Annotated in this window: 26 protein-coding genes; 13 read left to right on the forward strand and 13 right to left on the reverse strand. The window is 73.4% G+C overall.

The genetic code is table 11. The features are described 5' to 3' along the window. Positions 1 to 18: 18 nt before the first annotated feature. A complete protein-coding gene (locus AB0950_RS34340; protein WP_360569917.1) occupies positions 19 to 756 on the reverse strand; it encodes an MgtC/SapB family protein in 738 nt (245 codons plus the stop codon). Positions 757 to 985: 229 nt separating this feature from the next. Here AB0950_RS34340 and AB0950_RS34345 point away from each other — a divergent pair, with 229 nt between their 5' ends. Then, complete coding sequence (locus tag AB0950_RS34345) at positions 986 to 1,420, forward strand: DUF2267 domain-containing protein (protein WP_360151188.1); 435 nt, start codon at positions 986 to 988, stop codon at positions 1,418 to 1,420. A 198-nt stretch (positions 1,421 to 1,618) separates the two neighbouring features. Then, a complete protein-coding gene (locus AB0950_RS34350; RefSeq protein ID WP_366780177.1) occupies positions 1,619 to 1,987 on the forward strand; it encodes an ANTAR domain-containing protein in 369 nt (122 codons plus the stop codon). Between the two features lie 53 nt (positions 1,988 to 2,040). On the opposite strand, the gene AB0950_RS34355 is transcribed toward AB0950_RS34350, so the two are convergent. After that, positions 2,041 to 2,190, reverse strand: a complete 150-nt coding sequence (locus AB0950_RS34355; RefSeq protein WP_360151182.1) for a hypothetical protein — start codon at positions 2,188 to 2,190, stop codon at positions 2,041 to 2,043. Between the two features lie 454 nt (positions 2,191 to 2,644). Between AB0950_RS34355 and AB0950_RS34360 the strand changes: the two genes are divergently transcribed. After that, complete coding sequence (locus AB0950_RS34360) at positions 2,645 to 3,814, forward strand: AI-2E family transporter (RefSeq protein WP_360151179.1); 1,170 nt, start codon at positions 2,645 to 2,647, stop codon at positions 3,812 to 3,814. Positions 3,815 to 3,856: 42 nt separating this feature from the next. Here AB0950_RS34360 and AB0950_RS34365 read toward each other — a convergent pair whose 3' ends face one another. Beyond that, complete coding sequence (locus AB0950_RS34365) at positions 3,857 to 4,414, reverse strand: TetR family transcriptional regulator C-terminal domain-containing protein (protein ID WP_360569919.1); 558 nt, start codon at positions 4,412 to 4,414, stop codon at positions 3,857 to 3,859. A gap of 111 nt (positions 4,415 to 4,525) precedes the next feature. On the opposite strand from AB0950_RS34365, the gene AB0950_RS34370 reads away from it, so the two are divergent. Both AB0950_RS34370 and AB0950_RS34375 read left to right on the forward strand, forming a co-directional pair. After that, positions 4,526 to 5,683: an FAD-dependent monooxygenase gene (locus AB0950_RS34370; protein ID WP_366780178.1), complete on the forward strand. Its 1,158-nt coding sequence runs from the start codon at positions 4,526 to 4,528 to the stop codon at positions 5,681 to 5,683. A 118-nt stretch (positions 5,684 to 5,801) separates the two neighbouring features. Further along, positions 5,802 to 6,929, forward strand: coding sequence for an aromatic acid exporter family protein (locus AB0950_RS34375; RefSeq protein ID WP_360152064.1), 1,128 nt, complete (start codon positions 5,802 to 5,804; stop codon positions 6,927 to 6,929). Between the two features lie 10 nt (positions 6,930 to 6,939). Here AB0950_RS34375 and AB0950_RS34380 read toward each other — a convergent pair whose 3' ends face one another. Further along, positions 6,940 to 7,596 carry a hypothetical protein gene (locus tag AB0950_RS34380; protein WP_366780179.1) on the reverse strand — a complete coding sequence of 219 codons (657 nt, stop codon included), beginning with the start codon at positions 7,594 to 7,596 and terminating at the stop codon, positions 6,940 to 6,942. A 48-nt stretch (positions 7,597 to 7,644) separates the two neighbouring features. Then, positions 7,645 to 8,163: a molybdenum cofactor biosysynthesis protein gene (locus AB0950_RS34385; RefSeq protein ID WP_366780180.1), complete on the reverse strand. Its 519-nt coding sequence runs from the start codon at positions 8,161 to 8,163 to the stop codon at positions 7,645 to 7,647. Between the two features lie 187 nt (positions 8,164 to 8,350). On the opposite strand from AB0950_RS34385, the gene AB0950_RS34390 reads away from it, so the two are divergent. Further along, positions 8,351 to 8,986: a LysE family transporter gene (locus tag AB0950_RS34390; protein ID WP_366780181.1), complete on the forward strand. Its 636-nt coding sequence runs from the start codon at positions 8,351 to 8,353 to the stop codon at positions 8,984 to 8,986. A 159-nt stretch (positions 8,987 to 9,145) separates the two neighbouring features. Here AB0950_RS34390 and AB0950_RS34395 read toward each other — a convergent pair whose 3' ends face one another. Both AB0950_RS34395 and AB0950_RS34400 read right to left on the reverse strand, forming a co-directional pair. After that, positions 9,146 to 9,928 carry a lysozyme gene (locus tag AB0950_RS34395; protein WP_360152061.1) on the reverse strand — a complete coding sequence of 261 codons (783 nt, stop codon included), beginning with the start codon at positions 9,926 to 9,928 and terminating at the stop codon, positions 9,146 to 9,148. A gap of 259 nt (positions 9,929 to 10,187) precedes the next feature. Further along, positions 10,188 to 10,844, reverse strand: coding sequence for a 1,4-alpha-glucan branching protein (locus AB0950_RS34400; RefSeq protein ID WP_366780182.1), 657 nt, complete (start codon positions 10,842 to 10,844; stop codon positions 10,188 to 10,190). A gap of 303 nt (positions 10,845 to 11,147) precedes the next feature. Between AB0950_RS34400 and AB0950_RS34405 the strand changes: the two genes are divergently transcribed. After that, positions 11,148 to 12,065, forward strand: a complete 918-nt coding sequence (locus AB0950_RS34405) for an SGNH/GDSL hydrolase family protein (RefSeq protein ID WP_366780183.1) — start codon at positions 11,148 to 11,150, stop codon at positions 12,063 to 12,065. A 41-nt stretch (positions 12,066 to 12,106) separates the two neighbouring features. On the opposite strand, the gene pgm is transcribed toward AB0950_RS34405, so the two are convergent. Further along, a complete protein-coding gene (pgm, locus tag AB0950_RS34410; protein WP_366780184.1) occupies positions 12,107 to 13,747 on the reverse strand; it encodes a phosphoglucomutase (alpha-D-glucose-1,6-bisphosphate-dependent) in 1,641 nt (546 codons plus the stop codon). Between the two features lie 154 nt (positions 13,748 to 13,901). Here pgm and AB0950_RS34415 point away from each other — a divergent pair, with 154 nt between their 5' ends. After that, on the forward strand, positions 13,902 to 14,522 hold the full coding sequence (locus AB0950_RS34415) for a DUF4328 domain-containing protein (protein WP_366780185.1): 621 nt from the start codon (positions 13,902 to 13,904) through the stop codon (positions 14,520 to 14,522). A gap of 10 nt (positions 14,523 to 14,532) precedes the next feature. Here AB0950_RS34415 and AB0950_RS34420 read toward each other — a convergent pair whose 3' ends face one another. Together AB0950_RS34420 and AB0950_RS34425 are read right to left on the reverse strand one after the other, a co-directional pair. Next, positions 14,533 to 15,375: a chitosanase gene (locus AB0950_RS34420; protein ID WP_360151149.1), complete on the reverse strand. Its 843-nt coding sequence runs from the start codon at positions 15,373 to 15,375 to the stop codon at positions 14,533 to 14,535. A 149-nt stretch (positions 15,376 to 15,524) separates the two neighbouring features. Next, positions 15,525 to 17,042 (reverse strand): MFS transporter, encoded by a 1,518-nt coding sequence (locus tag AB0950_RS34425; RefSeq protein ID WP_366780186.1) that lies wholly within the window; start codon positions 17,040 to 17,042, stop codon positions 15,525 to 15,527. A 179-nt stretch (positions 17,043 to 17,221) separates the two neighbouring features. Here AB0950_RS34425 and mgrA point away from each other — a divergent pair, with 179 nt between their 5' ends. The 3 genes from mgrA (at position 17,222) to AB0950_RS34440 (ending at position 19,292) form a co-directional block, all read left to right on the forward strand. Next, positions 17,222 to 18,265, forward strand: a complete 1,044-nt coding sequence (gene mgrA / locus AB0950_RS34430) for an L-glyceraldehyde 3-phosphate reductase (protein WP_360569937.1) — start codon at positions 17,222 to 17,224, stop codon at positions 18,263 to 18,265. A gap of 159 nt (positions 18,266 to 18,424) precedes the next feature. Next, positions 18,425 to 18,607: a hypothetical protein gene (locus AB0950_RS34435; protein ID WP_360151140.1), complete on the forward strand. Its 183-nt coding sequence runs from the start codon at positions 18,425 to 18,427 to the stop codon at positions 18,605 to 18,607. A gap of 61 nt (positions 18,608 to 18,668) precedes the next feature. Beyond that, positions 18,669 to 19,292, forward strand: a complete 624-nt coding sequence (locus tag AB0950_RS34440; protein ID WP_360151137.1) for a DedA family protein — start codon at positions 18,669 to 18,671, stop codon at positions 19,290 to 19,292. A 154-nt stretch (positions 19,293 to 19,446) separates the two neighbouring features. On the opposite strand, the gene AB0950_RS34445 is transcribed toward AB0950_RS34440, so the two are convergent. Together AB0950_RS34445 and AB0950_RS34450 are read right to left on the reverse strand one after the other, a co-directional pair. Further along, complete coding sequence (locus AB0950_RS34445) at positions 19,447 to 21,156, reverse strand: MFS transporter (RefSeq protein ID WP_366780208.1); 1,710 nt, start codon at positions 21,154 to 21,156, stop codon at positions 19,447 to 19,449. Between the two features lie 92 nt (positions 21,157 to 21,248). Then, entirely contained in the window at positions 21,249 to 21,671 is a 423-nt protein-coding gene (locus tag AB0950_RS34450) for a MarR family transcriptional regulator (protein ID WP_360151134.1), read from the reverse strand. 160 nt (positions 21,672 to 21,831) lie between these two features. On the opposite strand from AB0950_RS34450, the gene AB0950_RS34455 reads away from it, so the two are divergent. Both AB0950_RS34455 and AB0950_RS34460 read left to right on the forward strand, forming a co-directional pair. Further along, positions 21,832 to 22,005 (forward strand): CsbD family protein, encoded by a 174-nt coding sequence (locus tag AB0950_RS34455; protein ID WP_360151131.1) that lies wholly within the window; start codon positions 21,832 to 21,834, stop codon positions 22,003 to 22,005. A gap of 292 nt (positions 22,006 to 22,297) precedes the next feature. Beyond that, entirely contained in the window at positions 22,298 to 22,738 is a 441-nt protein-coding gene (locus AB0950_RS34460) for an ATP-binding protein (protein ID WP_360151128.1), read from the forward strand. 76 nt (positions 22,739 to 22,814) lie between these two features. Here AB0950_RS34460 and AB0950_RS34465 read toward each other — a convergent pair whose 3' ends face one another. Next, positions 22,815 to 24,527, reverse strand: a complete 1,713-nt coding sequence (locus AB0950_RS34465) for a thiamine pyrophosphate-dependent enzyme (RefSeq protein WP_366780187.1) — start codon at positions 24,525 to 24,527, stop codon at positions 22,815 to 22,817. Positions 24,528 to 24,715 lie beyond the last annotated feature (188 nt).

The raw sequence follows: 24,715 nt of genomic DNA on the forward strand, positions 1-24,715 counted from the left end.
GCTGGTCGGCCCTGCACGCTAGGCGTCGTCCGCCGCTGCGCTCACCTCGACGTCGATGACGCCCTCGTCCTGGAACAGCTCCGACGCCAGCCCGGTCGGGTCGCCGGCGCCCTCCAGTTCCAGCAGCACGCGGGCCGCGTCGTCGGTGCGGCCGGGCAGCCGTTCGACCTTGACCTGCCTGATCCTGAAGCCGCGTCCGGTGCAGGTCTGCATCAGACGCGGCAGCAGCGCCGTGCCGGTGCGGTAGGTCAGCCGAGCCTCGAAGACGCCGGCGGCCGTGCCCGGGACCAGCCGGGACGTGAACCGCGCGTAGCCCCGCACCACGAGGAAGTGCAGCGCCGTCACCGCCACCGCGAGGACCGGCAGCCCGCCGCCGCAGGCCATGCCGACCGCGCAGGTCAGCCAGATGGTGGCGGCCGTCGTCAGGCCGCGTACGGCGTCCCGTCGTACGAAGATCAGGCCGCCGCCGATGAAGCCGATGCCGGAGACGATCTGGGCCGCGACCCGGGAGGGGTCGAAGGAGACGTTCTGCAGGCCGAGCACCGCGGTGAACCCGTGCTGGGACACCTCCATCATCAGCGCGCTCGCGATGCCGACCAGCGTGTGCGTGCGCAGTCCGGCGCTCTTCTGCTGCGCCTCCCGCTCCCAGCCGATCAGGCTGGAGAGCAGCAGCGCCAGCGCCAGCTCGGCCAGCTGCCGCAGTCCCTGGCCGTTGTGCAGGTCCCACAACGGCGCCGCCAGACCCGCTCCGGTCATGCACACCTCACTCTCGCTCCGCCGACGTCCGGGTCGTTCGATGATCCGCCGCCCACACCTACCCCGCGACGGGACCGGCACTCCGGCGAGCCGCGTACCGGCCGCGGCGACCGGGTACTCGGGCGGCGCCTCCGGCGGAACCGGGGTTTCGTGCCTTGCCCGCGGTCGGGACGTACCGCGGTCGGCACGTACCGCACCGTCAGGGCTTCGTGAAGAAGGGACCGGTCTCATGCGGCACGACGAGATGATCGGAAAGGTGCAGGCGCTGGCGCAACTGCCGGACCGGGGTTCGGCCGAACGGGCCGCGCACGCGGTCGTGCGGACGCTGGCGGAGCGGCTGCCGTCCGGGCTGGCCCGGCACGTGGCCGCCCAGCTGCCGCCCGACATGGCGGCGGCGATGCGGGAGGCGGCCGACGCCTCGGCCGGGACGGACTCCGGTGCGGCGGGCGAACGGTTCGGGCTGACGGTGTTCGCCGGACGCATCGCCGACCGGGCGGGCACCGACGAGGACAGGGCGCTGCGCGAGGCCGCCGCCGTGCTGGAGGTGCTCGACGCCGCGCTCGCCCCGGAACTGACCGAGCGGATGGCCGAGGCCCTCCCCCGGGACATCCGGGAGCTGCTGCCGGTGGCCCGGGCCACCGAGAGCGCTCGCCAGGAGGCCTGACACCGGCGCGCGGCGCGCGCGCACGCGGGCGCGGAACCGGCGCACGGATGTGCGCACCGTACGGGAGGCCCGTGCGGCGTGACGGTGCCGCGCGCCACTGGTTCAATGGGTGGTCAAGCGCCCATCGGGGGCTGGTGTGCAAGCGCCCATCGAGGGCAGGCGTGGCAGTATGACGCCCTCCACCCGCAAAGGTGCTCCATGACCTTCTTCGCCCTGTCGCGGCATGAGCCGCTGGTCCTGCTCTCGAACACCGACCTCGCCGCGGAGTACGACCGGCTGGTCGCCGAGAACCAGCAGTTGCAGCGTGCGGTGACCTCGCACGCGGTGATCGACCAGGCCATCGGCGCCGTGGTCGTCCTCGGGCAGATCGCCCCGGAGGAAGCCTGGCGGGCGCTGCGGGACGTCTCCCAGCGCACCAACACCAAACTGCGGACCGTCGCCGAGCACATCCTGGACTACGCGCAGGGCGGCACGCTTCCCGAAGAGGAGCGCACGGAGCTGGGCCGGGCGATCGTGCGCTACCGGCGGTGCGCCGAGGGCGGCAAGGGCAGCACGACGGACCGGTGACCGGTGCGCCGAGGCGGCCTCCCCAGCAGACGGGGTGGCCGCCTCGCTGCTGTTCAGTGACGGCCCACCTTCATACGGCGGTGCCGGTGTGGCTTGGCCTTCCGGGCGGCGGGAGGCCGCACGAACCATCGGTCCTCGACCTGGTCGAGGCCGTACAGCAGGATGCTGAGCACGGGGAGCAACAACACGGCGACAGTTATCACGGCGGACTTCTCTCTGCCGGCGACACCGCCCGAGTGCCCCCGGCACACCCGGCCACCCGCCACGCATGTGAATGTCCTGTGAGCGCGTTCCGGCGACGCCGGCCATCGTCGCAGCTCTGTGGCACAAGCGCGCAGCCGGGGCTGCCGTGGCGAGCCGCCCTCCGCACGCCGCTTCGTCACATCCGCCGGCCGGCCTCCGTCAGTACGGCAGGAGAGGTCGCGGACGTGGTGTCGCCTCCGCCGGAGCTGATCCTTTGCGCGGGCGTGTCGATCGGCTAGAGGCCGCGTCGTAGAGCGACGAGGGCACGGCCACTGGCTGACGGACACACCGAAACTCCGCCGTCCGGTGGAAACCGCGCGCGGACGCGTTCCGCGCGCCGCGCGCGTCATGGGCGCTTACCGTTCTTTCCATGTGACCGACCGTCATCAGTGGTGACGGAGAGGAGCCGGAGCGGTGGTGGGCGATGCGCGTCGGCGGGCGACCGGGCCGGACGGCCGGCGGCGCAGGCCGCGGGTGCTGGGCAGCCGGCCGGGGTACACCGTGCGGCTCCCGGCCGTCCCGCGCACCGAGCCGGCGCCGGTGGCCGAGCGCACCGTGCCGTGGCTGCGGGTCGGCGCGGCCTACGCCTGGCGGCTCATCCTCGTCGGGATCGTCGTCTACGGCGTCTTCAGCGTCCTCGGCAGCTTCCAGCTCATCGCCGTGGCCCTGTTCCTCGCGCTGGTCGTCACCTCCGTGCTGCACCCGCTCGCGGATCTGCTGAACCGGTTCCTGCCGCGCCCGCTGTCCGTCGCCGTGGCCCTGGTGGGCAGCATCCTGCTGCTGCTGGCGCTGCTCGCCCTGGTGGGCAACGCCGTGGCGGGCGAGTCGGCGCGGCTCGCGGGCGAGTTCCGGGGCGGTGTGCACCGTATCGAGCAGTGGCTGCAGCGGCCGCCGTTCCATCTGAGTCCCGGCCGGCTGTCCGAGCTGGAGAACCAGGTGACGCGGTACCTCGCCGCGCACCGGTCCAGCCTGCTCAACCGGGCCGTGAGCGGGCTGACGCGGGTGATCGAGGTGGCCACCGGGGGCGTGCTCGCGCTGTTCGCCTCGGTGTTCTTCATCCACTCCGGGGAACGCCTGTGGCACTGGGCCCGCGACCAGCTGCTGCCGGCCGGTGCGCGTCCGGCCTGGGACAGGGCGGGGTGGGCGGCCTGGCGGGCCTTCGCCGGGTACACCCGCGGAATCATCATCGTGGCCGCCACCAACGCCGTGCTCGTCGGCGTGGCGCTGCTCGCGCTGCGGGTGCCGCTCGCGCTGCCGCTGACGCTGCTGGAGTTCTTCGCCGCGTTCGTGCCGCTGGTGGGCTCGCCGGTGGCGCTCGGCGTGGCCACGGTCGTCGCGCTCGCCGGGCGGGGGCCGCTGACGGCGCTGGCCGTGCTGGCGCTGATCGTGGTGATCGGCCAGTTGGAGGGGCACGTGCTGCATCCGCTGGTGATGAGCTGGGCGGTGCGGCTGCATCCGCTGGTCGTCGCCGTGTCGGTGATCGCCGGCAGCATCGTCGCGGGGGTGATCGGCGCCGTGGTGGCCGTACCACTGGTGTCGGTGGTGTGGGCGGTGCTCCGCGCACTGCGCGCGGTGCCGCCGTAGAGGGCACCTGCCGGCCGCTCGCGATAGCGCCGGCCTCGCCGCTCAGCGCAGAGCCGCCGTCACCAGTCCGCGGATCTCCTCCTCCGACACGCTTCCGCCGTTCACCAGCCGGTCGAAGACCAGGCCGTCCACACACGTCAGCAGCGTGACCGTGCGCTGCTCCGGTTCCGCCACGCCCTGCGCGGCGAGGAAGTCGCTCACCGCCCGGCGCGCCACGTTGTCGCGGGGCACGAGGATCTCGCGCAGCTCCGGATGCCGCGCGCTCTCCACCGCGCACGCATAACGCGCCAGCGACCGCCTGCGGCTCTCCCCGCTGAGCCGTACGCCGACGAACTCCACGAGCCCCGCGACCAGTTCCTCGGCGGTCAGCGGCGACGGCGCCCGTGCCCCGATCTCCACCAGCTCGGCCTGGTCCAGGGCCACCAGACGCCGGACCAGTGCCGTCAGCAGCGCCTGCCGGGTGCGGAAGTAGGCGGAGGTCGTACCGGGAGGCAGTGCCGCCGCCCGGTCCACCGCGCGGTGCGTCAGGCCCCGCATCCCGGCGTCGGCGAGCACGCCGATGGCCGCGTCGGCGAGGAGAGTACGTCGGTCTGTGGACACGCCCTCTTTCTACACTCCCGCTTCTACAGCCGTAGAGGGCCGGTTGTAGGCTCCGCCGCAGGTTTTCTACACCTGTAGAAGACCTGCGGCGACGTCGAAGGGGGTTCCGGCATGGGTGGCACGGCGGTGGTGGTCGGGGGTGGCGTCGGCGGTCTCGCGGCGGCGATCGGGCTGCGCCGGATCGGCTGGGACGTACGGGTCCTGGAGCGGGCCGGCACCCTGGCCGACGCGGGCGCGGGCATCTCGCTGCACGCCAACGGGCTGCGCGCGCTGGACGCGCTCGGCGTCGGCGCGGGCGTGCGGGCGGCGGCCCGCCCGCAGTACACCGGCGGCACCCGCACCCCCTCCGGCCGGTGGCTCGCGGCGATGGACGGCGCCGCCCTCGAACGCGCCCTCGGCACGCCGATCGTCGGCATCCGGCGCGCGGAACTGCACCGCCTGCTGCGCGCGGCCCTGCCGCCGGAGTGCCTGCGCGTCGGCGTCACCGTGCCCGGGGTGGACCGCTCGGCCGCGGACCGGGTGGGCGTGCCGGCCGGGGACGAGGTGCTGGAGGCGGACCTGGTCGTCGCGGCCGACGGGGTGGGCAGCCGGCTGCGCGGACTGCTGTTCCCCGGTCATCCGGGCCCGGCGTACAGCGGCTCGACGGTGCTGCGGGCCGTCACCGACCGGCCGCTCGATCTGCGCACCGACTTCGAGCTGACCTGGGGCGAGGGCGCGGAGTTCGGGCACATCGCCTTCGCCGACGGCCGGGCCGAGTGGCACGCGGTGCTGACCGCGCCGCCCGGCGTCCGCCACGCCGACCCGCTCGGCATGCTGCGCCGGCGCTTCGGCGGCTGGCACGATCCGATCCCGGCGCTGCTGGACGCGACCCGGCCGGAGGCCGTCCTCCACCACGACATCCATGAACTGGCCACGCCGCTGCGGTCGTTCGTGCCGGGCCGGGTGGTGCTCCTCGGCGACGCGGCGCACGCCATGACGCCGAACCTCGGCCAGGGCGCCTGCCAGGCCCTGGAGGACGCGGCCACACTCGCCGCCGCGCTCGCCGCGGAAACCTCGGTGGCCTCGGCACTGGACCGCTACGACGCCGAACGCCGCCCACGCGCCCAGGCGGTCGCCCGCGCCGCACGTCAGGCCGGCCGGATGGGCCGGCAACTGTCCCATCCCCTGGCCGTCGCCCTGCGCAACACCGCGCTGCGGATCACCCCGTCGCGAGCGGCGATGCGCACGATCCTCCGCCACGCCGACTGGACCCCACCCGCCCTGCCCTGACATCCATCGGGCCACGCCACACCCGTCCTTGTGACGGCAGTGATCGCCGACACCGCAGGTCGGCGGTGTGGACCGGGTTCTTGGTGGCACCCAGGACGGTGTGCGGGGCATACGGACGATGGGGCAGGCGCTGCGGCGGGAGCTGACCGCCGCGGCGCGCGCTGTGGTGCGGACCTGGGCGGGGCCGTGCCGGGAGCGGGATCTGGCGGCGCAGGCGGTGAAGGCGGCGCTGGCCGCGTGGCTGGCGTGGGCGGTGGCGGGCTGGTGGCTGCACGCCCCGGTGGCGTTCGTCGCGCCGTGGGTGGCGGTGGTCCTGGTGGAGTCCACCGTGTACCGGTCGATCGCGCACGGCCTGCAGCAACTGGCGGCGATCGCGGCCGGCACGATCCTGGCGACCGCCGTGGCACTGCTGCTGCCCGGAACCATGGCCGCGATGGCCGTCGTACTGCCGCTCGCGATGCTGCTCGGCCAGTGGCGGCGCCTGGGCAGCCAGGGTATCTACGCGGCCACCGGCGCCCTGTTCGTCCTGACCAACGGGGCCGTCAGCGTGGCCACCTCAGCGGCCCGGCTCGCCGAGGCGCTGTTCGGCGCCGTGGTCGGCATCGCCGTCAACGCGTTGCTCCGGCCGCCGCTGTACCTCCGGGACAGCCGGGCCGTGCTGCGGGACGCGACCGAGGAGGCCCACGACATCCTGCGGGCCGTCGCGGAGGGGCTGACCGAGGGACGCTGGGACGCCGAGGAGGCCGCCGCCTGGCACGAGCGGGCGCTGCGGCTGCACGGGCTGGTGGAGCAGGCCCGCTCCACGGTCGCGTGGAGCCGGGAGAGCCTGCGCGCCAATCTGCGGCGTCGCACCGGTCGCGTGCCACCGCCCGGCAAGGGGTACGACGACGCGATCCTGGTGCTGGACTACGCGGCCGTGCACACGGCGGGCGTCACCCGCACGGTGCTGGAGGCCGCCACCGAGGACCGCGCCGCACCGCCCCCGCACCCCGAACTGGCGCGCCGCTACGGCGAGTTCCTCTACCGCACCGCCCACGCGCTGCGGCTCTACAGCCACAGCCGGTTCGACGACGAGCGCGGCGACGAACTGCGTGCCGCGGTGGCGCGGTTGCGCACGACGCTGGACACGCTCCGCCGGGATCTGGTCCGTTCCACGACGGACGACCCCGACGAGGTCGCCACGTACGGCGCGCTGCTCGCCCAGGCGCACCGGCTGGCCGAGCAGCTGGTCGTCCCGGACGCCTGACCGGGTCCGCTCAGCTCGCGGTGGTGCTGCCGACGACCGCTTCGATGTCCGCGGTGACCTGGGGATCCTCGGTGCCGGTGGTGACGCCGAGAAGGAAGGAGGTGCGCTCGCCGTGGACCGTGATCAGCGTCATCTCCACACGGGCGGTGCCCTCCTCCCCCGCGACGCGCAGCACGGTGGTGTGCGCCGGCTGCCCGTCCACGACCGTGTCCCTCGACTCCTCCACCGAGGCGGGCCGGTCGGGGAAGAAGAACTCGGCGTTGGAGCGGGCGGCCGTCTCCGTCGCGCGCGGCAGATCGGCCCGCGCCACGGGCTGCCCCGCGCGGCCCGCGACGACGCTGCCGCCGCCGGGCCCCGGCCCGCCGGAGCCGGCCGTGCCGATCCGTGAGGTGAACGCGTCGATCAGGTCCTTGTCCTTCGCGGGGTCGTGCGTCCAGCCCTCCGGTACGGCGTAGGAGAGGCCGGCCCGGGTGTCCGTGACCCGCGGTCTGCCCTCCAGCGGGCGCGAGTCCCCGTCCCCCGACGATCGGACGGCCACCACGGCACACACGAGGACCATCGGCGCGGCCACCAGGCCGACGGCCGAACGACGCCGTGAGCGGGGCGGCGGGGACTGCGGTGCGGGATGCGGGTGGGCTGGGTGCGTCGTGGGTGAGGGCGTCGTCATGCCCTCAGGCTCCGGGATCGCCGGTGTGCGGCGCCTGAGTCGTCGTACTCATCCGCCGTGCGTCGGATGCCTGGGCGGCGCCGGGCTCCGTACACCGAACAGGGCCGGGCCCACAGTGAGGATGCCGTCGGTCAGCGGCCGGCAGCGCACTCCCCCGCCGCCGCGCAGCGCGCGCTGCGCACCGGGGCCGACGGTGGTGTCCATCCAGGCGCAGGGCCGCGCCGCGCTGCGCACCTGCAGTTCCACGGGGCCGGTGCCGCAGTCGAGGAAGACGGTCGCGCCGACGTAACCGTCGATGTCGACTCCGCGCAGCAGGACGTTGCGCCGGGTGCGCAGCAGGTCCGCCGGTCCCGCCTGCGGAAGCCGTTCGACGGCCATGAGGGTGAGGGAGGCGTTGCGGTGCGCGGGCTGGTTGAAGTACCGGTCGCCGACCAGCCCCAGTCCGGCACGCACCTCTGCCGTCGTCACCAGTTCGCCGGGCGGCACGTCGGGCATCCCGTCCCCCGGCCGGCCCGCGAGCCGGTGCACCGGGGAGACCAGCAGCTGAAGGATTTCCACACGCGGCACACGCCGAGCCTACGGGCCGCACCGCCCGCGCGGCAGTGCCGGAAAAGGTGTTGTCGCGGCGGCCGGACTGCCGTCATGATCGCCCCATGATCTCGCTGACCGCCTTCCTGTCTCCCGCCGCCACCGACCGATCGGTGTCCGGGCAGCAGCAGCGCGGCCGACGGCGGAGGCCGGCGCCCGTCCCCGCATGACCGCCGCGCTGGTCGCGGGGCTCGTCGCCGGGTACGGCATCACCGTGCCGGTGGGGGCCGTCGGGACGTATCTGGTGGCGCTGACCGCCCGGACCTCGTGGAAGACGGGCGCGTGCGCCGCACTGGGGGTCGCGACCGCGGACGGCGTCTACGCCCTGATCGCCATGATCGGGGGCTCGGCGCTGACACACGCCCTCCAGCCCCTCATGAATCCCTTGCGCCTGCTCGCCGGCTCGGTGCTGGTGGTGCTGGCGGTCCGCGGCGCGGCGACGGCGATCGCCCGCTACCGCAGGCCGCGGACGGCCGCGCGGAGCGACGAGACGCCCCCGCGTCCGGCCCGGGCCTTCCTGGGGCTGTGGGGTGTCACGATGATGAACCCCGTCACCGTGGTCTACTTCGCCGCCCTGGTGCTGGGCAGCCAGGCCTCGACGACAGCGGACCGCCTCGACCGGACCGTGTTCGTGCTGGCCGCCTTCGCGGCGTCCGCCAGTTGGCAGCTGCTCCTGGCCGGCGGCGGGGCGCTGCTCGGCCGGCTCCTGACGGGCAGTCGCGGCCGGCTGGTCACGGCCGTGCTCTCCAGCGCGGTGATGGCCGTACTCGCCCTGCGCATGTTCGCCGCGCCCGGTTCCTAGCGGCGTCAACCGCACGCGGGAGACCGGGAGTTCGGCGTCGATCCGCGGTGCCGCAGCGAGCCGCGTCGAAGGGGGGTGGGCGCTTACCGCCGGTGCCGGAGCGTGCGGCGTCGAACGGGTGGGCCCTGACCGCCGGTGCGGCGGCGCCCGGCGGACGGGTCAGCCGTTCGCGAACACCTTCAGCCGGTCCAAAGAGCCGTTGAAGCGGTCGTGGTCGCCCACGGTCTTGCCGGACGAGGTGTACTGCCACATCGTGTAGATCGACCAGCCCGACGGCAGTGTCCCGGCGGTCGAGGCGTACCGGGCGATCCACAGCGGGTTGCCGCCGAAGCCGGAGTAGTTGCCGGTGCACTGCTTCCACCAGTTGGTCGCCGTGTAGATGACGGCGTCCCGTCCGGTGCGGGACTTGTAGCGGTTCAGGAAGTCGCGGATCCAGTCGACCATGGCGCTCGCGGACTTGCCGTAACAGGCGTCGCCGTACGGGTTCCACTCGATGTCGAGCACCCCGGGCAGGGTCTTGCCGTCACGGCTCCAGCCGCCGCCGTGCGCCACGAAGTAGTCGGCCTGCGCGGCGCCGCCGGTCGAGTCCGGGGTGGCGAAGTGGTACGCCCCGCGGATCATGCCCGTGGTGTACGAGCCGCTGTACTGCTGGGTGAAGTAGGGATTGGTGTAGGAGGTCCCCTCGGTGGCCTTCGTGTACGCCCACTTGGTGCCGCCGGCCCACAGGGTGGGCCAGGCGACGTCGCCCTGGTGGCTGGAGACGTCGACGCCCTCCGGCTGGCTCGCCCGGCTGGCGGAGGGCAGGGCGTCGGCGGCGCGTCCGTCGTGGGCGAGGACGCCGATGCCCATGTAGGCGCTGCCGCGCGGGGGTATGTCCGGAGCCCAGTCCGATCGGGCCGCGGGGCTGGACAGGGTCAGGAGAAGGCCGGTCAGGGCGCCCATGAGGGCCAGGCGTGAGCGGCCGCGCTTGAGGCATATGGAGCTTCGCACGAAACCCATCTGACCTGGTCTCGGGCCGTGCCGCACTCCGGGAGCCGCCCAACGAAGCCATCGCGGGCCGCGCTTGGGCCGTATGGGTGGCCCCGGGTGGCGTCCGGGCCGGCCGTGGGAGGAGCCGGAAAGGGGCGCGTCCCACGGCCGGCCGGTGCCGGATCCGGAAGGACGCGACGCTGGTGCGCGTGGCGGCAGGGAGGCCTGCCGGTCAGGCGGGGCGCAGCGTCACGAAGACCGCCGTCAGCGGGGCGCCCTGCGGGTCCTGCCAGCCACGCGCCACATGACCGATCGCTCCCTCAGGACGCAGCGGCGGGTTCTCGGGGACGGGGCTCAGAACCCGGTGGATGCGGAGGACCGTGCCGTGCGGGGCGGGGATGCGGGTGCTCTCGCGGTCGTCGGCCGGCTCGGGGGTGAGGACGTCCGGGGTCAGGGGGGCGCCGGTGTAGGAGCGGACCACCTCGGGGTCGAGGGCGCCGTCGATGCTCTGGGCGTGCGCCGGGACCCTGCCCTCGATCAGCGCGAGCAGCTCGGCGAGCAGCACCGGGTCGTGGCAGCCGTCGTAGACCCAGCGGCTGCCCAGCACGCCGTGCTCCGTCGTGCCGACGAGGGCGTGCTCGGCTCCGGCCAGCGGCGCGGCGCGGTAGGTCAACGGGACCAGGTAGGCGGTGGGTTCGGGGGTGGAGGTGTCGGTGGTCACCATGAACTCGATGCCGACCTCGCCCTCGGGGTCCTCCAGCCGGAAGCCGCCGGACTTCGTCAGCACCGGGGTGTCCGGGCCGCCGCGGTACCAGGGGCGCGAGGGCAGCCAGTCGGTGAGCAGCTCCAGCTTCGTGGGCTTGAGCGTGGTGCGGTGGATGATGGCCATACCGGCAGAGCTCCTGGACGTCGTACGTAAGCTGACCCGCACCAGCTTGGCACACGGTTCCCGCAGGTCGCCGCGTGCCCCAGCCGACGGCAGTCTCCAACGGCCGCCCGCCTCCGGGGAGTTGGGCTCGGCCATGCAGCGCGCGGCCGTGGCTCCCGCCGGGAACCCGTGGGACGCCCAACTCGTTGCCTCCCGCTTCTGGTCGGGGAGACCTACCGGACGGTATACAGACCCAGTCGAACGCGCGAGGGCCGCTCTTCGGGGCCGCCACCGCGCGATGAACCGGCCTCAGGGGGAGGATCCATGGCGAACGGCACGGGTGCGGCGGACGGGGCGAGAGGCCGGCGGGGAGCGGCCGTACTGGGGGCGGTGCTGGGCGGTTGCGTCCTCGTGGCCGCCGCCACGGCGCCTGCCTCCGCGCATGCCCGGGGACACGGACACGGCACCGACTACGTCGCCCTCGGCGACTCCTACACCTCGGGCCCCGGCATCCCGCAGCAGGTGGACGCCGACTGCGCCCGCTCCGACCACAATTACCCCTCGCTGGTGGCGGCGCGGCGGCAGGCGAGCGGCTTCGACGACGTCAGCTGTGCCGGAGCCACGACCGCCGAGATGTGGCAGGCGCAGGGCACCAACGCGCCCCAGCTCGACGCCGTGCACCGGGACACCGACCTGGTGACGGTCCAGATCGGCGGCAACGACGTGGGCTTCGGGCCGATCATCAGCACGTGCGCCCACCTGGCCGCCCAGGACCCGACGGGCAACCCCTGCGAGCGCTCCTACCACGCGGCCGGCTACGACCGGCTGGCCCTGGCGATCGTGCAGACCGCGCCGAAGGTCGCCCGGGTGCTGCAGGCGGTGCACGCGCGGGCGCCGCACGCGCGCGTGGTCGTCGTCGGCTACCCGGACCTGCTGCCCGACGACGGCAGCGGCTGCTTCCCGCAGGTGCCGTTCGCGCAGAAGGACTTCCCGTACCTGAGGGACACCGAGAAGCGGCTGAACCTGATGCTGCGCCTGGTGGCCGGGGTGAACCGCGCCGAGTACGTGGACACCTACACCCACACCGCCGGCCACGACATGTGCAAGGCGCCCGCGGACCGCTGGATCGAACCCCTTCAGCCGGCCGCCCCCGCCGCCCCGGCCCACCCCAACGCCAAGGGAGAGGACGCCATGGCACAGGCGGTGCTGGAGCGGCTCGGCCAGGGACGCGGACGGGACTGATCCGGGCGCGGGGCCGCCGCATCGGACGGCCCCGCTTCCGCTCAGCCGCCCAGCGCCCCCAGCACCACCGCCTGTGCCTCCTCCTGCACCCGGGCGAGGTGGTCGGGGCCGAGGAAGGACTCTGCGTAGACCTTGTAGACGTCCTCGGTACCCGAGGGGCGGGCCGCGAACCAGGCGTTGTCGGTGGTGACCTTGATGCCGCCGATCGCGGCGCCGTTGCCGGGCGCCTCGGTCAGCACCGCCGTGACGGCCTCCCCGGCGAGCGTGTCGGCGCTGACCTGGGCCGGTGACAACTTGCCCAGCAGCGCCTTCTGTTCGCGGGTCGCGGGCGCGTCGGTGCGGGCGTAGGCGGGTTCGCCGAAGCGGGCGGTCAGGTCGGCGTAGTGCTCCGAGGGGGTCCGGTCGGTGACGGCCGTGATCTCGGAGGCGAGCAGGGCGAGGAGGATGCCGTCCTTGTCGGTGGTCCACACCGATCCGTCCCGGCGCAGGAAGGAGGCGCCGGCGGACTCCTCGCCGCCGAAGCCGAGGGTGCCGCCGGCCAGTCCGTCCACGAACCACTTGAACCCGACCGGCACCTCGACCAGCGGCCGGCCGAGGTCGGCGGCCACCCGGTCGATCATCGTGGAGGACACCAGCGTCTTGCCGATGCCGGCGTCCGAAGGCCACCGGTCGCGGTGCCGGTAGAGGTAGGAGATGGCGACCGCGAGGTAGTGGTTGGGGTTCATCAGGCCCGCGTCGGGGGTGACGATGCCGTGCCGGTCGGCGTCGGCGTCGTTGCCGGTGGCGATGCGGAACCGGTCGCGCCGGTCGATCAGGGAGGCCATCGCGTACGGCGAGGAGCAGTCCATGCGGATCCGGCCGTCCCAGTCCAGCGTCATGAACCGCCAGGTGGGGTCGGTGTGCGGGTTGACCACGGTGAGGTCGATGCCGTGCTGTTCGGCGATGCGCCCCCAGTAGGCCACGGAGGCCCCGCCGAGCGGGTCGGCGCCGATGCGCACACCGGCCGCGCGTACGGCGTCCAGGTCCAGCACGCTCGGCAGATCGCCGACGTAGGCGCCGAGGAAGTCGTACCGCCCGGTCGTCTGCACCGCCAGCGCCCGCGCGTACGGCATCCTGCGCACGTCCTTCAGGCCGCCGGTGATGATCTCGTTGGCCCGGTCCTGGATCCAGGAGGTGGCGTCGGAGGCCGCGGGGCCGCCGCTCGGCGGGTTGTACTTGAAGCCGCCGTCGGCGGGCGGGTTGTGGGACGGGGTGACGACCACGCCGTCCGCCAGGCCGGTGGTACGGCCCCGGTTGTGGGTGAGGATCGCGTGCGAGACGGCCGGGGTGGGCGTGTAGCCGTCGGCGCTGTCGACGAGCACGGTGACGCCGTTGGCAGCGAACACCTCCAGCGCGGTGACCTTCGCGGGCTCGGACAGGGCGTGGGTGTCGGCGCCGAGGAACAGCGGGCCGTCGGTCCCCTGCTGCACGCGGTACTCGCAGATGGCCTGGCTGGTGGCGGCGATGTGGTCCTCGTTGAAGGCGCTCGCCAGGGACGAACCCCGGTGTCCGGAGGTGCCGAACGCCACCCGCTGTGCCGGGTCGGCCGGGTCCGGGTGCAGTGCGTAGTACGCCGTGACCAGCCGGGCCACGTCGACAAGGTCCTCGGGACCGGCCGGCCGGCCGGCTCGCTCGTGCGGCATGAGTCCGCTCCTCCGCATCGTCGGATCGATCGCTCACGCCCATCTTTGCTCGTCAGGGCCCTGACACGCGAGTGCGCCCCGGCCTATGATCCGGTGCTCCCGATCTCCGCCTCCCGCCGCCCGTGCGGGACGCCTTCCACAGACAGGTCTGACCATGTCCGGATCCACCGTCAAGGCTCCCTGGTCCCTTGCGCGTTCCGCTCAGCTCGCCGTGGCCGCGGCGGCCGTCGCCGACGTCGTCCGGGCGGTCGAGGCCCGTGGCCGTCTGCTGCATCCGTCGACCACGTCGGAGGCCCGGTTCGCGCAGGTGACGCAGGTCTATCTGTACGTGACGACGGCGGCGGTCGTGCTGTTCCTCGTGTGGTTCGCCCGCTGCCGGCGCAACGCGGACCTGCTGTCGCCGGGTGCGGCGCGCGGCTCGGTCGGTTGGGCCGTGGCCGGCTGGCTGATACCGGTCCTCAACCTGTGGGTTCCGCGCGGGCTCGTGCTCGACGTGCAGCGCGCGAGCGCCCCGGCGGGCGCGGCTGCGGACCGAGAGAACCTCCTGGTGAACGTGTGGTGGGCCGCCTGGGCGGGGCACGCGCTGGTGACCTTCGTGGGCATGAACGTGGGCAGCCCGACGTCGCTGCCGCTGCTCGTGGCGGCCGAGGCCCTCGACCTCCTCGCCGGCGCCCTGGCGGTCTGCGTCATCCAGCGCATCACGGTGCGACAGGCCGCCGGGTTCGGCGCGGGGGGCCAGGTGCCCGCTCCCGCCGGCCTGCCGCACGTCTCGTGACGCCGGCGCGTCAGCCGATGTGGTAACTGTCGCCGTACGTCTTCCAGTCGAGCGGGGTGTTCAGGTCGAGGTTGCCCTTGCGCACGAAGACCCGCTGCTCGGTGTCGACACGGCTGGTGTCGCTGTGCGCCTCCTCCTGCTTCATGGCCCACACCCGGGCGTCGAGGAAGGCGTTGAGGTACGTCTTCTCGTCACCGCCCTGCGCCGGCGGCTCGGCGCTGCGCAGGGCGCGCGCCCGGATGTTGCGGAAGCTGGTGGGGTCGTCGCCGTCGCCGTGCATGACGATGGCGTCGTAGTAGCAGAACTGGCCGAGGGCGCGCAGTCCGTCGGCCTTGCCCTGGGCGACGGCGGGGTTGAAGTAGACCCGGTCGCGTTCGTCGTTCTGGCACTGCTGGAACACCGGGTCCTGGGCGGCCTTGCGCCAGTCCTTGGGGAAGTTCGGGTCCAGGCCCTCGTGCGAGTCGGTGCCGTTGACCTTGCGCAGGGCGGGCAGGTACTTGGCGAGGACGTTGCCGGGCTTGCGGTCGGCGTAGAGCTGGACCACCTCGAGCATGTCGCCGGTGCCGGAACAGAACCCGATGATGCCGGCGGTGTAGCCGCGGCCGTCGCCGATGTCCTCGATGTACTTGTACTGGGCCTTCCAGTCGAGCGAGGAGTTCTCCGCGCTCGACACCAGTTCCATGGCGATCTCCTTCTTCGCGGGGTCGTCCAGACCCGGTGCCGCGGCCGGGGCGGCGGTGGCGCGCTGGGACACCAGCAGGGCGCCGGAGGCGACGCCGGCGCCGAGCAGGGCGACGACGCTGCGGCGGGAGATGTGGGCGGGGGCTGCTGTCTCGCGGTCGGCGTTCACCACAGGGCTCCTGGGGGAAGTGGGGGGTGGGCAGAGGGAGTTGGCCCGGACCAGCTCTGGTAGGAAAGTTTCCTATCAAACGCGGCGGGCCACGGTAACCCGGCTCGCGAGAAGTTCGTAGGATCGAACGACGACGGGACGGCGCGGCCGCGTCAGCGCTTGCGCGCGCCGTCCCCGTGCTGTGCCAGGGTCGACAACTGCCGCGACACGGCGATGAGTTCGCTGCGCTCCTCGCGCGAGCCGACCATCGGCTGCGAGCCCTTGAGCGGCACCTGGGCGCTCTCCGGGAGGAACTTCACCGTCAGAAGGCCGACGGCACCGGCCAGCATCAGGTAGTACGCGGGCATCAGGTCGTCATGGGTGGCGGTGACCAGCGCGGCCGTGACCAGCGGGGTGGTGCCGCCGAACGCGGAGACGGCGACGTTGAAGCCGATGCCCATGGCCGCGTACCGGACGGCGGTCGGGAACAGGGCGGGCAGCGTGGCCGCGCTCGGCGCGGCGAAGCAGGCCAGCAGGGTGGCCAGCACGAGCACCCCGAGGTACGGCGGCCAGGTGCCGTGCGCCTTGATGAGCAGGAACGCGGGCACGGCCAGCACGATCATCGCGGCGGCGGAGAAGCCGTAGACGGGCCGCCTGCCCACGCGGTCGCTGAGCCGGCCGATGAAGGTGATCAGCACGACGATCCAGAGCATGCCGACGAGCACCAGGAGGTCCGCGGTGCCGCTGGAGCGGTGCAGGGTCTCGGTCGCATAGGTCGGCAGATAGCCGGTGACCATGTAGTTGGTGACGTTGTACAGCAGTACCAGGCCCATGCAGACGAGCAGTTCCCGCCAGTGGACGCGGATGATGTCCTTGAACTCGCTGCGCGCCGATTCCTGCGCCAGCGCCTTCTCGTGTTCGTCCAGCTGCTTCTGGAAGGCCGGGGACTCCTCCAGCTTGAGCCGCATGTAGAGGCCGATCACGCCGAGCGGCCCGGCGATCAGGAACGGGATCCGCCAGCCCCACGACAGCATCTGAGCGTCCGTCAGGGCGACGTTGAGCACGGTGACCACGGCCGAGCCGAGCGAGTAGCCGACGAAGGTGCCGAAGTCGAGCCAGCTGGAGAGGAAGCCCCGCCTGCGGTCCGGCGAGTACTCGGCGACGAAGGTGGTCGCGCCGCCGTACTCACCCCCGGTGGAGAAGCCCTGGACCATGCGGGCCAGCAGGAGCAGCACCGGTGCGGCGATGCCGATCGTGCCGTAGCCGGGGATGACGCCGATGGCGAAGGTGCCCACCGCCATCAGGATCATGGTGGTGGCGAGCACCTTCTGCCGGCCGATGCGGTCGCCGAGCGGCCCGAAGACCAGGCCGCCGAGCGGCCGGACGACGAAGGCGGCGGCGAAGGTCGCGAAGGAGGAGATGACCTGGGCGGCCGGGGAGGCGCCGGGGAAGAACACCTTGCCGAGGGTGGCGGCGAGATAGCTGTAGACGCCGAAGTCGAACCACTCCATGCAGTTCCCGAGCGCCGAGGCGCCCACGGCGCGGCGCAGCAGCGGCGGTTCGACGACCTGGATGTCGTCCTGGCCGAAGGCCCGCCGGCCCCGGACCCTGCGGGTCAGCTCGTCGCGGACCTGGCGGGGCAGCCGCAGCACGGCCCCCGGCGTCCGCCCGTCCGGCCTCGCCTCGCTCACGAAACGCCTCCTTCCGTCGGTCCACCGGTCACCGCCTGCCCCTTCGGGCGATTCAGAAACGGAACCGCTCAATCCCATCGCGTGCGGCGGTTGGACTTGCGCGGCGCGCGGGCGCAGGGTGGACGGGCCCGTCCGCGCACCGGAGGGGCGACCACCACGGCACCATCCGGAGAAGACCGATGACCCACGTCGCGGACCCCGCACGCTACGACGGCACCATGCGCTACCGGCGCACCGGCCGCTCGGGGCTGGACCTGCCCGTCCTGTCCCTGGGCTACTGGCACAACTTCGGCGACGACCGCCCCTTCGAGGCCCAGCGCGAGATCGCTCTGCGCGCCTTCGACCTCGGGATCACCCACCACGACCTGGCCAACAACTACGGCCCGCCGTACGGCGCGGCCGAGCTGAACTTCGGCCGGCTGCTGAAGCGGGACCTCGCGCCGTACCGGGACGAGCTGGTGATTTCCACCAAGGCGGGCTGGGACATGTGGCCCGGCCCCTACGGGCAGGGCGGCGGCTCCCGGAAGTACCTGCTGGCCTCGCTGGACCAGTCGCTGCACCGGATGGGCGTGGACTACGTGGACATCTTCTACTCGCACCGGCTGGACGCGTCCACGCCGCTGGAGGAGACGATGGGGGCGCTGGACACCGCCGTACGCCAGGGCAAGGCGCTGTACGTCGGCATCTCCTCCTACGACGCCGAGCGCACCCGGCAGGCCGCGGCGATCCTGCGGGAGCTGGGCACTCCGCTGCTGATCCACCAGCCGTCGTACAGCATGCTCAACCGCTGGATCGAGACGGACGGCCTGCTGGAGGCGGCCGAGGAGGAGGGCTTCGGGGTCATCGGCTTCACGGCGCTGGCCCAGGGCCTGCTGACCGGGCGGTATCTGCAGGGGGTGCCCGAGGACTCGCGGGCGGCGCGCGGCACGTCGTTCGACCCGTCGTGGCTGACGGATGACATGCTGCGGCGGCTGCGCGCCCTGAACGACATCGCGGCCCGGCGTGGTCAGACGCTGGCGCAGCTGGCGCTGGCCTGGGCGCTGCGCGACGAGCGGGTGACGTCCGTCGTCATCGGCGCCTCCCGGACCGAGCAGCTGGAGCAGAACGTCGCCGCGCTGGAGAACCTGGCGTTCGACGCGGAGGAACTGGCCGAGATCGACAAGCACGCGACCGACGGCGGCGTGGACCTGTGGCGGGAGGCACGGCTGGGCCGGATGGGGTGAGCCGGGCGGGCGGCTCCGGGCGCGGCAGGGCACTGGGTGACATTCGTCACTGACAACGGAAATAAATAGGACATAATGGACGTCATACGGACAGCGTTGTCAGCGCGGACGCCAGCGCACTCACCGTTCTCATGCGACTTCCGAGGAGCCGCTCAGCCTATGGCGCACGGAGCCCACCGCAGCCCCTTCCTGCCTCCCCACCCCGACATCGGCCTGGCCCGCGACTGCGAGGTGTGCCTTGGCTGGGGCACCGTCGTCACCCGCGACGGGACCCACGAACTGTGCCACATGTGCCAGGGCGCCTCCGCCGACGGCGAGGGCATGATCCGCTCCGAGTCCTAGCCGCTTCCCCGCCCGGCGGCCGCGCGCCGCCGGGGCGAGGGGCCGAGGCTACCGTGGAGGCATGGCCGCCCCTCCGCTTCCGGGTCCGCTCGCGCATCTGGCGCCGCTGCTCGGCCACTACGGCTACTGGGCCGTGGGGGCCGTGATCCTGCTGGAGGACTTCGGGGTGCCCGCGCCCGGCGAGACGATCCTGCTCGCCGCGGGCGTGTACGCGGGCGCGGGCCGGCTGAACATCGTGGCCGTGGCGGTCATCGCCTTCGTGGCGGCCGTGGTCGGGGACAACATCGGCTATCTGATCGGCCATCTCGGCGGACGGGCCTTCGTGCACCGGTGGGGGCGCTATGTCTTCCTGACGCCCAAGCGGTTCCAGGCCGCCGAGGAGTTCTTCGGCCGGCACGGCGGCAAGATCGTGACCGTGGCCCGGTTCATCGAGGGCCTGCGCCAGGCCAACGGCATCATCGCCGGCACCACGGGCATGCCCTGGCGCCGCTTCCTCGCCTTCAACGCCCTGGGCGCGGCCCTCTGGGTGGGCCTGTGGGCCACCCTGTCGTATCTGGTGGGCAGCCACATCACGACCGTCTACGACGAGGTCGCGCGCTACCAGATCTACGTCCTCGTCGCCGCCGCGTTGCTGATCGCGGCCTTCGTCGTACGGCACGTCGTCCGGCGCCGCCGCGAGCGCTGACCGCCCCGCGGCTGACTGTGGCCGGCGCCCGTTCCGGCGACGCACACTGGAAGAAGGCCGCGCCCCGGGGTCGCGGGTCCGGGGCTCCCCCGGTTCGGAGAAGTGCTGGGGGAGCTTCGCCGTGTCCGGCCCCTCCTGCCGCGGGGGTGTGCGCCTACCTCGGCCGGGAGGACGAGGTGCCCGTGGGCCGGTCCTTCGGCGTGCGGTCCGGCTCGGTCCGCCGGGTGTCGTCGTCGGCGCGCTGGTGGCCGCCGCGCAGGGCGGAGGCGAGCGCGGACACCAGGGCCATGCCCGCGGCGACGCTGAAGACGATGGTCAGGCCGTGGTGGAAGGGCCCGGAGACCAGCTCGGGGAAGAAGGTGTGGCCCGTCAGGGTGGCCCGCTGGGCGGCGGTCAGATGGTCCAGGGTGCCGCCGTCGCCGAGCAGATGGCCGATCGGGTTGTTGCCGAGGAACGTGGCGAACAGGGTGCTGACCGGCGGCAGCGAGGCCACCTGGTGCGCGGTCCCGGCGGGCACGCCGTGCGCCTGCAGTCCGCTGCTGAGCGTCTTCGGCAGGGAACCGGCGAGGCCGGAGACCATCAGCGAGAAGAAGACGCCGATGGACAGGGCCGTACCCGAGTTCTGGAAGGTGGAGCGCATGCCGGAGGCGACACCCCGGTAGCGGGCCGGCACGCTGCCCATGATGGACGAGGTGTTCGGCGAGGAGAACATGCCCTGGCCGAGGCCGTTGAGCAGCAGCAGCGTCGCGAAGACGCCGTAGTCGAAGTCGACCGGCAGGGCCAGCAGGCCGAGGAAGGACCCGGCGACGACGAGCAGTCCGGCGGTGGAGAAGAGGCGGGCGCCGAACCGGTCGGACAGATAGCCGGAGACCGGCCCGGCGACCAGGAAGCCGAGGGTGAGCGGCAGCATGAAGATGCCGGCCCACAGCGGGGTGTCCTCGAAGTCGTAGCCGTGCAGCGGCAGCCAGATGCCCTGCAGCCAGATGATCAGCATGAACTGCAGTCCGCCGCGGGCGATCGCGGTCAGCAGGGCGGCCAGGTTGCCGGCGGCGAACGCCCGCACCCGGAACAGCGACAGCCGGAACATCGGCTCGGCCACGCGCCTCTCGACGCAGACGAACGCCAGCAGCAGGAGCACGCCGCCGATCAGGCCGGTGAGCACCCAGAGGCTGGTCCAGCCGGTGGGGTGGCCGCCGTAGGGCTGGATGCCGTAGGTGATGCCGGCGAGCAGGATGCCGGCGCCCGAGGCGAAGGTGAGGTTGCCCAGCCAGTCGACGCGGCCGCGGCCGCCGGCCGAGGTCTCGCGCAGGCTGAGGTACGACCAGACGGTGCCGGTGACGCTGACCGGGACGCTCACCCAGAACACCGCCCGCCAGTCGACCGCGGCCAGCAGGCCGCCGGCGAGCAGGCCGAGGAACTGCCCGGCGAGCGCGGTGATCTGGTTGACGCCGAGAGCCATGCCGCGCTGCCGGGCCGGGAAGGCGTCGGTGAGGATGGCGGCCGAGTTGGCGGTGAGCATGGAGCCGCCGAAGGCCTGCACGATGCGCCACAGGATCAGCCACAGTGCGCCCGCCCCTGCCGCGAAGGGGTCCAGGGACAGCGCGACGGAGGCGCAGGCGAAGACCAGGAAGCCCAGGTTGTAGATGCGGACCCGGCCGAACATGTCGCCGAGCCGGCCGAGGACGACCACCAGGACGGCCGAGACCAGCAGATAGCCGAGGATCATCCACAGCAGATAGCCGATGTTGCCGGCGGCGAGCGGGTCGAGGCCGATGCCGCGGAAGATGGCGGGCAGCGAGATGATCACGATGGAGGCGTCCATCGTGGCGATCAGGACCCCGAGCGTGGTGTTGGACAGGGCGATCCACTTGTAGCGGGGGCCTGGAGGCGTGTCCCTCAGCCGCGCCGAACGGGCGAGGAGGCGGCCGCGTATGCCCGGTGCGGGCGCGCCGCCGGTCACAGCCGGTCCGCCAGCCGGTCGAGCAGGGGCAGGGCGTCCTGCAGGGCCTGCCGCTCCTGCGGGGTGAACTCGTCCAGGGCGTGGGCGAGGCGGCCCACGGACTCCGAGCGGCGCTGCTCCAGCATGGTCCGTCCCTCGTCGGTGATCGAGACGATGGCCCGGCGGCCGTCGGCCGTGTCGGGTGTACGGCTCACCAGTCCGCGCTGTTCGAGCCCGGCGAGGGTGCTGGCCATCGCCTGCGGCCGGACCCGTTCCAGTTCGGCGAGCGCGCCGGGCGAATCCGGGCCGGTGCGGGCGAGCCGGGCCAGCACCGAGACGCCGGAGAGCGTCACGTCGCCGACCGCGTGTGCCTGGCGCAGTCGGCGCACGATCCGGCCCATGGCCAGCCGCAGGGCGGCGGCGAGTGCAATCGTGTCCATGATTACTAACGATAGGTTTATCAGTCTGGACTGTTCAACCAAGCGTAAGTAATCCGGGCCGAGGTTTCACCATGTGTCCGGGATTTCCGGTTTGGGGGGCGTTCCAGCGGCAAGCCGAGTGGGGACCGGAAATCGCAGAGAACGTGGGAGATGAGACCCGATGGCTGGCAACCAGAAGGCGAAGGGCAAGGCGGAGCAGGCCAAGGGGAAGGCCAAGGAGGCCGTGGGCCGCGCCGTCGGCAACGAGCAGATGGAGGCCGAGGGCCGGATGAAGGGCGCGGAGGGAGACGCCCGGCAGGCCAAGGAGAAGACCAAGGACACCTTCAAGCACTGATCGCGCCCGCTTGACGCGCTCTGCCGATCACGAACCGGTCCGGGGGGCGAGCACCGTGTGCAGTGTGCTGACCACCTCCGGACCGGTTCCGTGTGCCCGGCCGGAGCCGCCCGTGACCAGGGAGACCCGTGCAACCGGAGGATTCACGGCGGACGTCCCTTTGCGCGGAGGATCAGCGGGTATCCGGGCAACGAGGGAGGGTCCAGCAGGCAGGACAAGAGCCGGGACAAGACAGGGACATGAGCAGGGACAGGGACGAGCACCAGGTGCCGGAGGAAAAGGGCGACGCCACATGGACATGACGCTCGGGACGCACACGACGACGCAGGCACGGCCCGCGCCCCTGCGCTACAGCCGTACCTGGGACTCCGCCGCGGCCGGCATCGCCGATGCCAGGGACGCCGTCGCCGCCCTGCTCTCCCGGGTGCGCCCCGCCCCGGGGAAGCGCTCGGTGCAGGACGCCCAGCTCGTCGTCAGCGAACTCGTCACCAACGTGGCCAAGCACGCCCCCGGTCCGTGCGCCGTCCGCCTGGAACTGCCGCCCGACGCCGCCGCGCTGCGCATCACGGTGACGGACACCTCCCCCGACCCGCCCCTGCGGCGCCCTCCCGATCCGCGCCGGGTCGGCGGCCACGGCCTGCATCTCGTCACGATGCTCTCCAACGCCCTGGAGGTGACACGGCTGTCGTACGGCAAGCGGGTCACCGCCATCGTGCCGCTGACCGCCGAGTGAGGGCCCGCGTGCGGGCGCCCGGGGCTTGGCCGGACCGCGCGCCCGGAGGCCGGCCCGCCGTCGACAGCCAGGACGCCTACCGCGACGACAACAGTGAACCCGGCGTCTTCCTGCGCGTCGTCACCCCCGCCTGACGGGATCCCTCGCCCCGGGCCCAGTCCGGCGGGATCTCGCCGTCCACCACGAACTCCACCACCGCCGGCCCGGGTTGGCGCAGCACGTCGGCCCAGACGGAGGCGACGTGCCGGGGCCGGTCGCAGCGGACGGCCGGCAGTCCCGTGAGCCGCGCCCACTCGGCGTACGGCATGGCGGGGACCTCGGCCGACAGCGGGATCAGCGGATCGCCGGCCGCCGCCCGGCGCTGCCAGGTCAGCCGGTTCAGGTCGCCGTTGTTCAGGACGCAGAAGACCAGCGGGGGAAGGTCCGCCAGCCGGTCCAGATGGCGGCGGACGGTGATCAGTTCGTTCAGCCCGCCGGACTGGAAGGCGCCGTCGCCGACGAGGGCGACGACCGGCCGGTCGGGGACGGCGAACCGGGCGGCCACGGCGTAGGGGACGGCGGCGCCCGGCATCCCGAGATGCCCGGACAGCAGGGAGCGCATGCCGTTGCGGAGCCGCAGGTGCCGGGTCCACCAGTCCAGGGCGGTCCCGGAGTCGGTGACGACGACGGCCCGGTCGGGCAGCCGCTCGGACAGCTCGGCGACGACGGAGCGCGGGTTGACGGACGTACCGAAATAGCGGTTCGCCCGCGTGTCCCCCTCGTCCCGCCAGGCACGTACCGCGTCCTCGACACGGGTGCGCCACCTCGTGTCGGTGGCGCGGTGCAGCAGGGGGATGAGGGCTTCCAGGGCGGCGGCGACGTCGCCGGTCAGCCGCACGGCCGGACGGGCCCGGTCCAGGGGGCAGTCGGCCGGTCCGGGGTCGACGCTGACGATCCGGCAGCCGTCCTCGGGGGGCAGCAGCGCGGGGTCCAGGTCCTCCGCGCCCACGAGCAGCAGCGTGTCGCACTCCCGCAGCAGTGCGGCCGCCGCCTCGCTGCCGAGAGGGCCGGCCACGCCCGTCAGGTACGGCAGGTCGTCGGGCAGGACGTCGCGGGCCAGCGCCGTCGTGGCGACACCGGCGCCGAGGAGCGACGCCACGCCCGTGGCCGGACCGGAGGCGGCGCGCCCGGCGTTGCCCACGACCACCGCCGGCCTCCCGGCGCCGTCGAGCGTCTCGGCGGCGCGCCGGAGGTCCCCCTCGTCCGGGACGCGCACCGGCGGGGCCGCGTGGACGGGTGCCGCGCGGCCCGAGCCGTCGGGTGCCGTCGCCTCGAGGACGGTGCGTGAGACGACGAGGCTCGCCACGCCCCGGTCGGTGAGCGCGGCCCGTGCGGCCCGGTCCAGGGCGTCGCCCATGAGTTCCGGCCCGGAGACCTCCTCGCAGAACACCGACAGCTCCGCCAGATGGCGCACGATCCGTCCCCCCACCGGCCGGGCGGTCGCTTCCTCGCCGACGACGGCGAGCACCGGGGTCCGGTCCGCCGCCGCGTCCCAGAGTCCGCCCAGCAGCCGGAGCGCCGCCGCGCCGGCCGGGGCGAGGCAGCAGCCGAGGCGGCCGGTGAGCTTGGCGTCGGCGCACGCCATGAGGGCGGCGGACTCCGCGCCGCGCGCCTGGACGAACCACGCCGCCTCCGGCCCGCCGCACAGGGCGGCGGCCAGCGGATCGGCCTCCGGTCCCGGCACGCCGTACACCCGCTCGGCGCCCCAGGCCCGCAGCCGGGCCGCGACGCCCTCCGACACGTTCACCACGCCGGCCTCCTCCCGCCCGCACACGTCCGCGCCCACGGGTAGCCCGGCGCCGGTCGGGGCAAACGAGTGGCGGCCGTTTCGGGCGGGCGCAGCCGGGGGACCCGTGCCAGGCTCGAGGAAGAGCACCCTGAGTGAAGGATCCGGCACGGACGGAAGGCGAGGGCGCGGTGGCGGTGTCCGAGGAACGG

Origin of the sequence: Streptomyces sp. NPDC007189, from assembly GCF_040703635.1 — a bacterium.
Classification (GTDB): Bacteria; Actinomycetota; Actinomycetes; order Streptomycetales; family Streptomycetaceae; genus Streptomyces.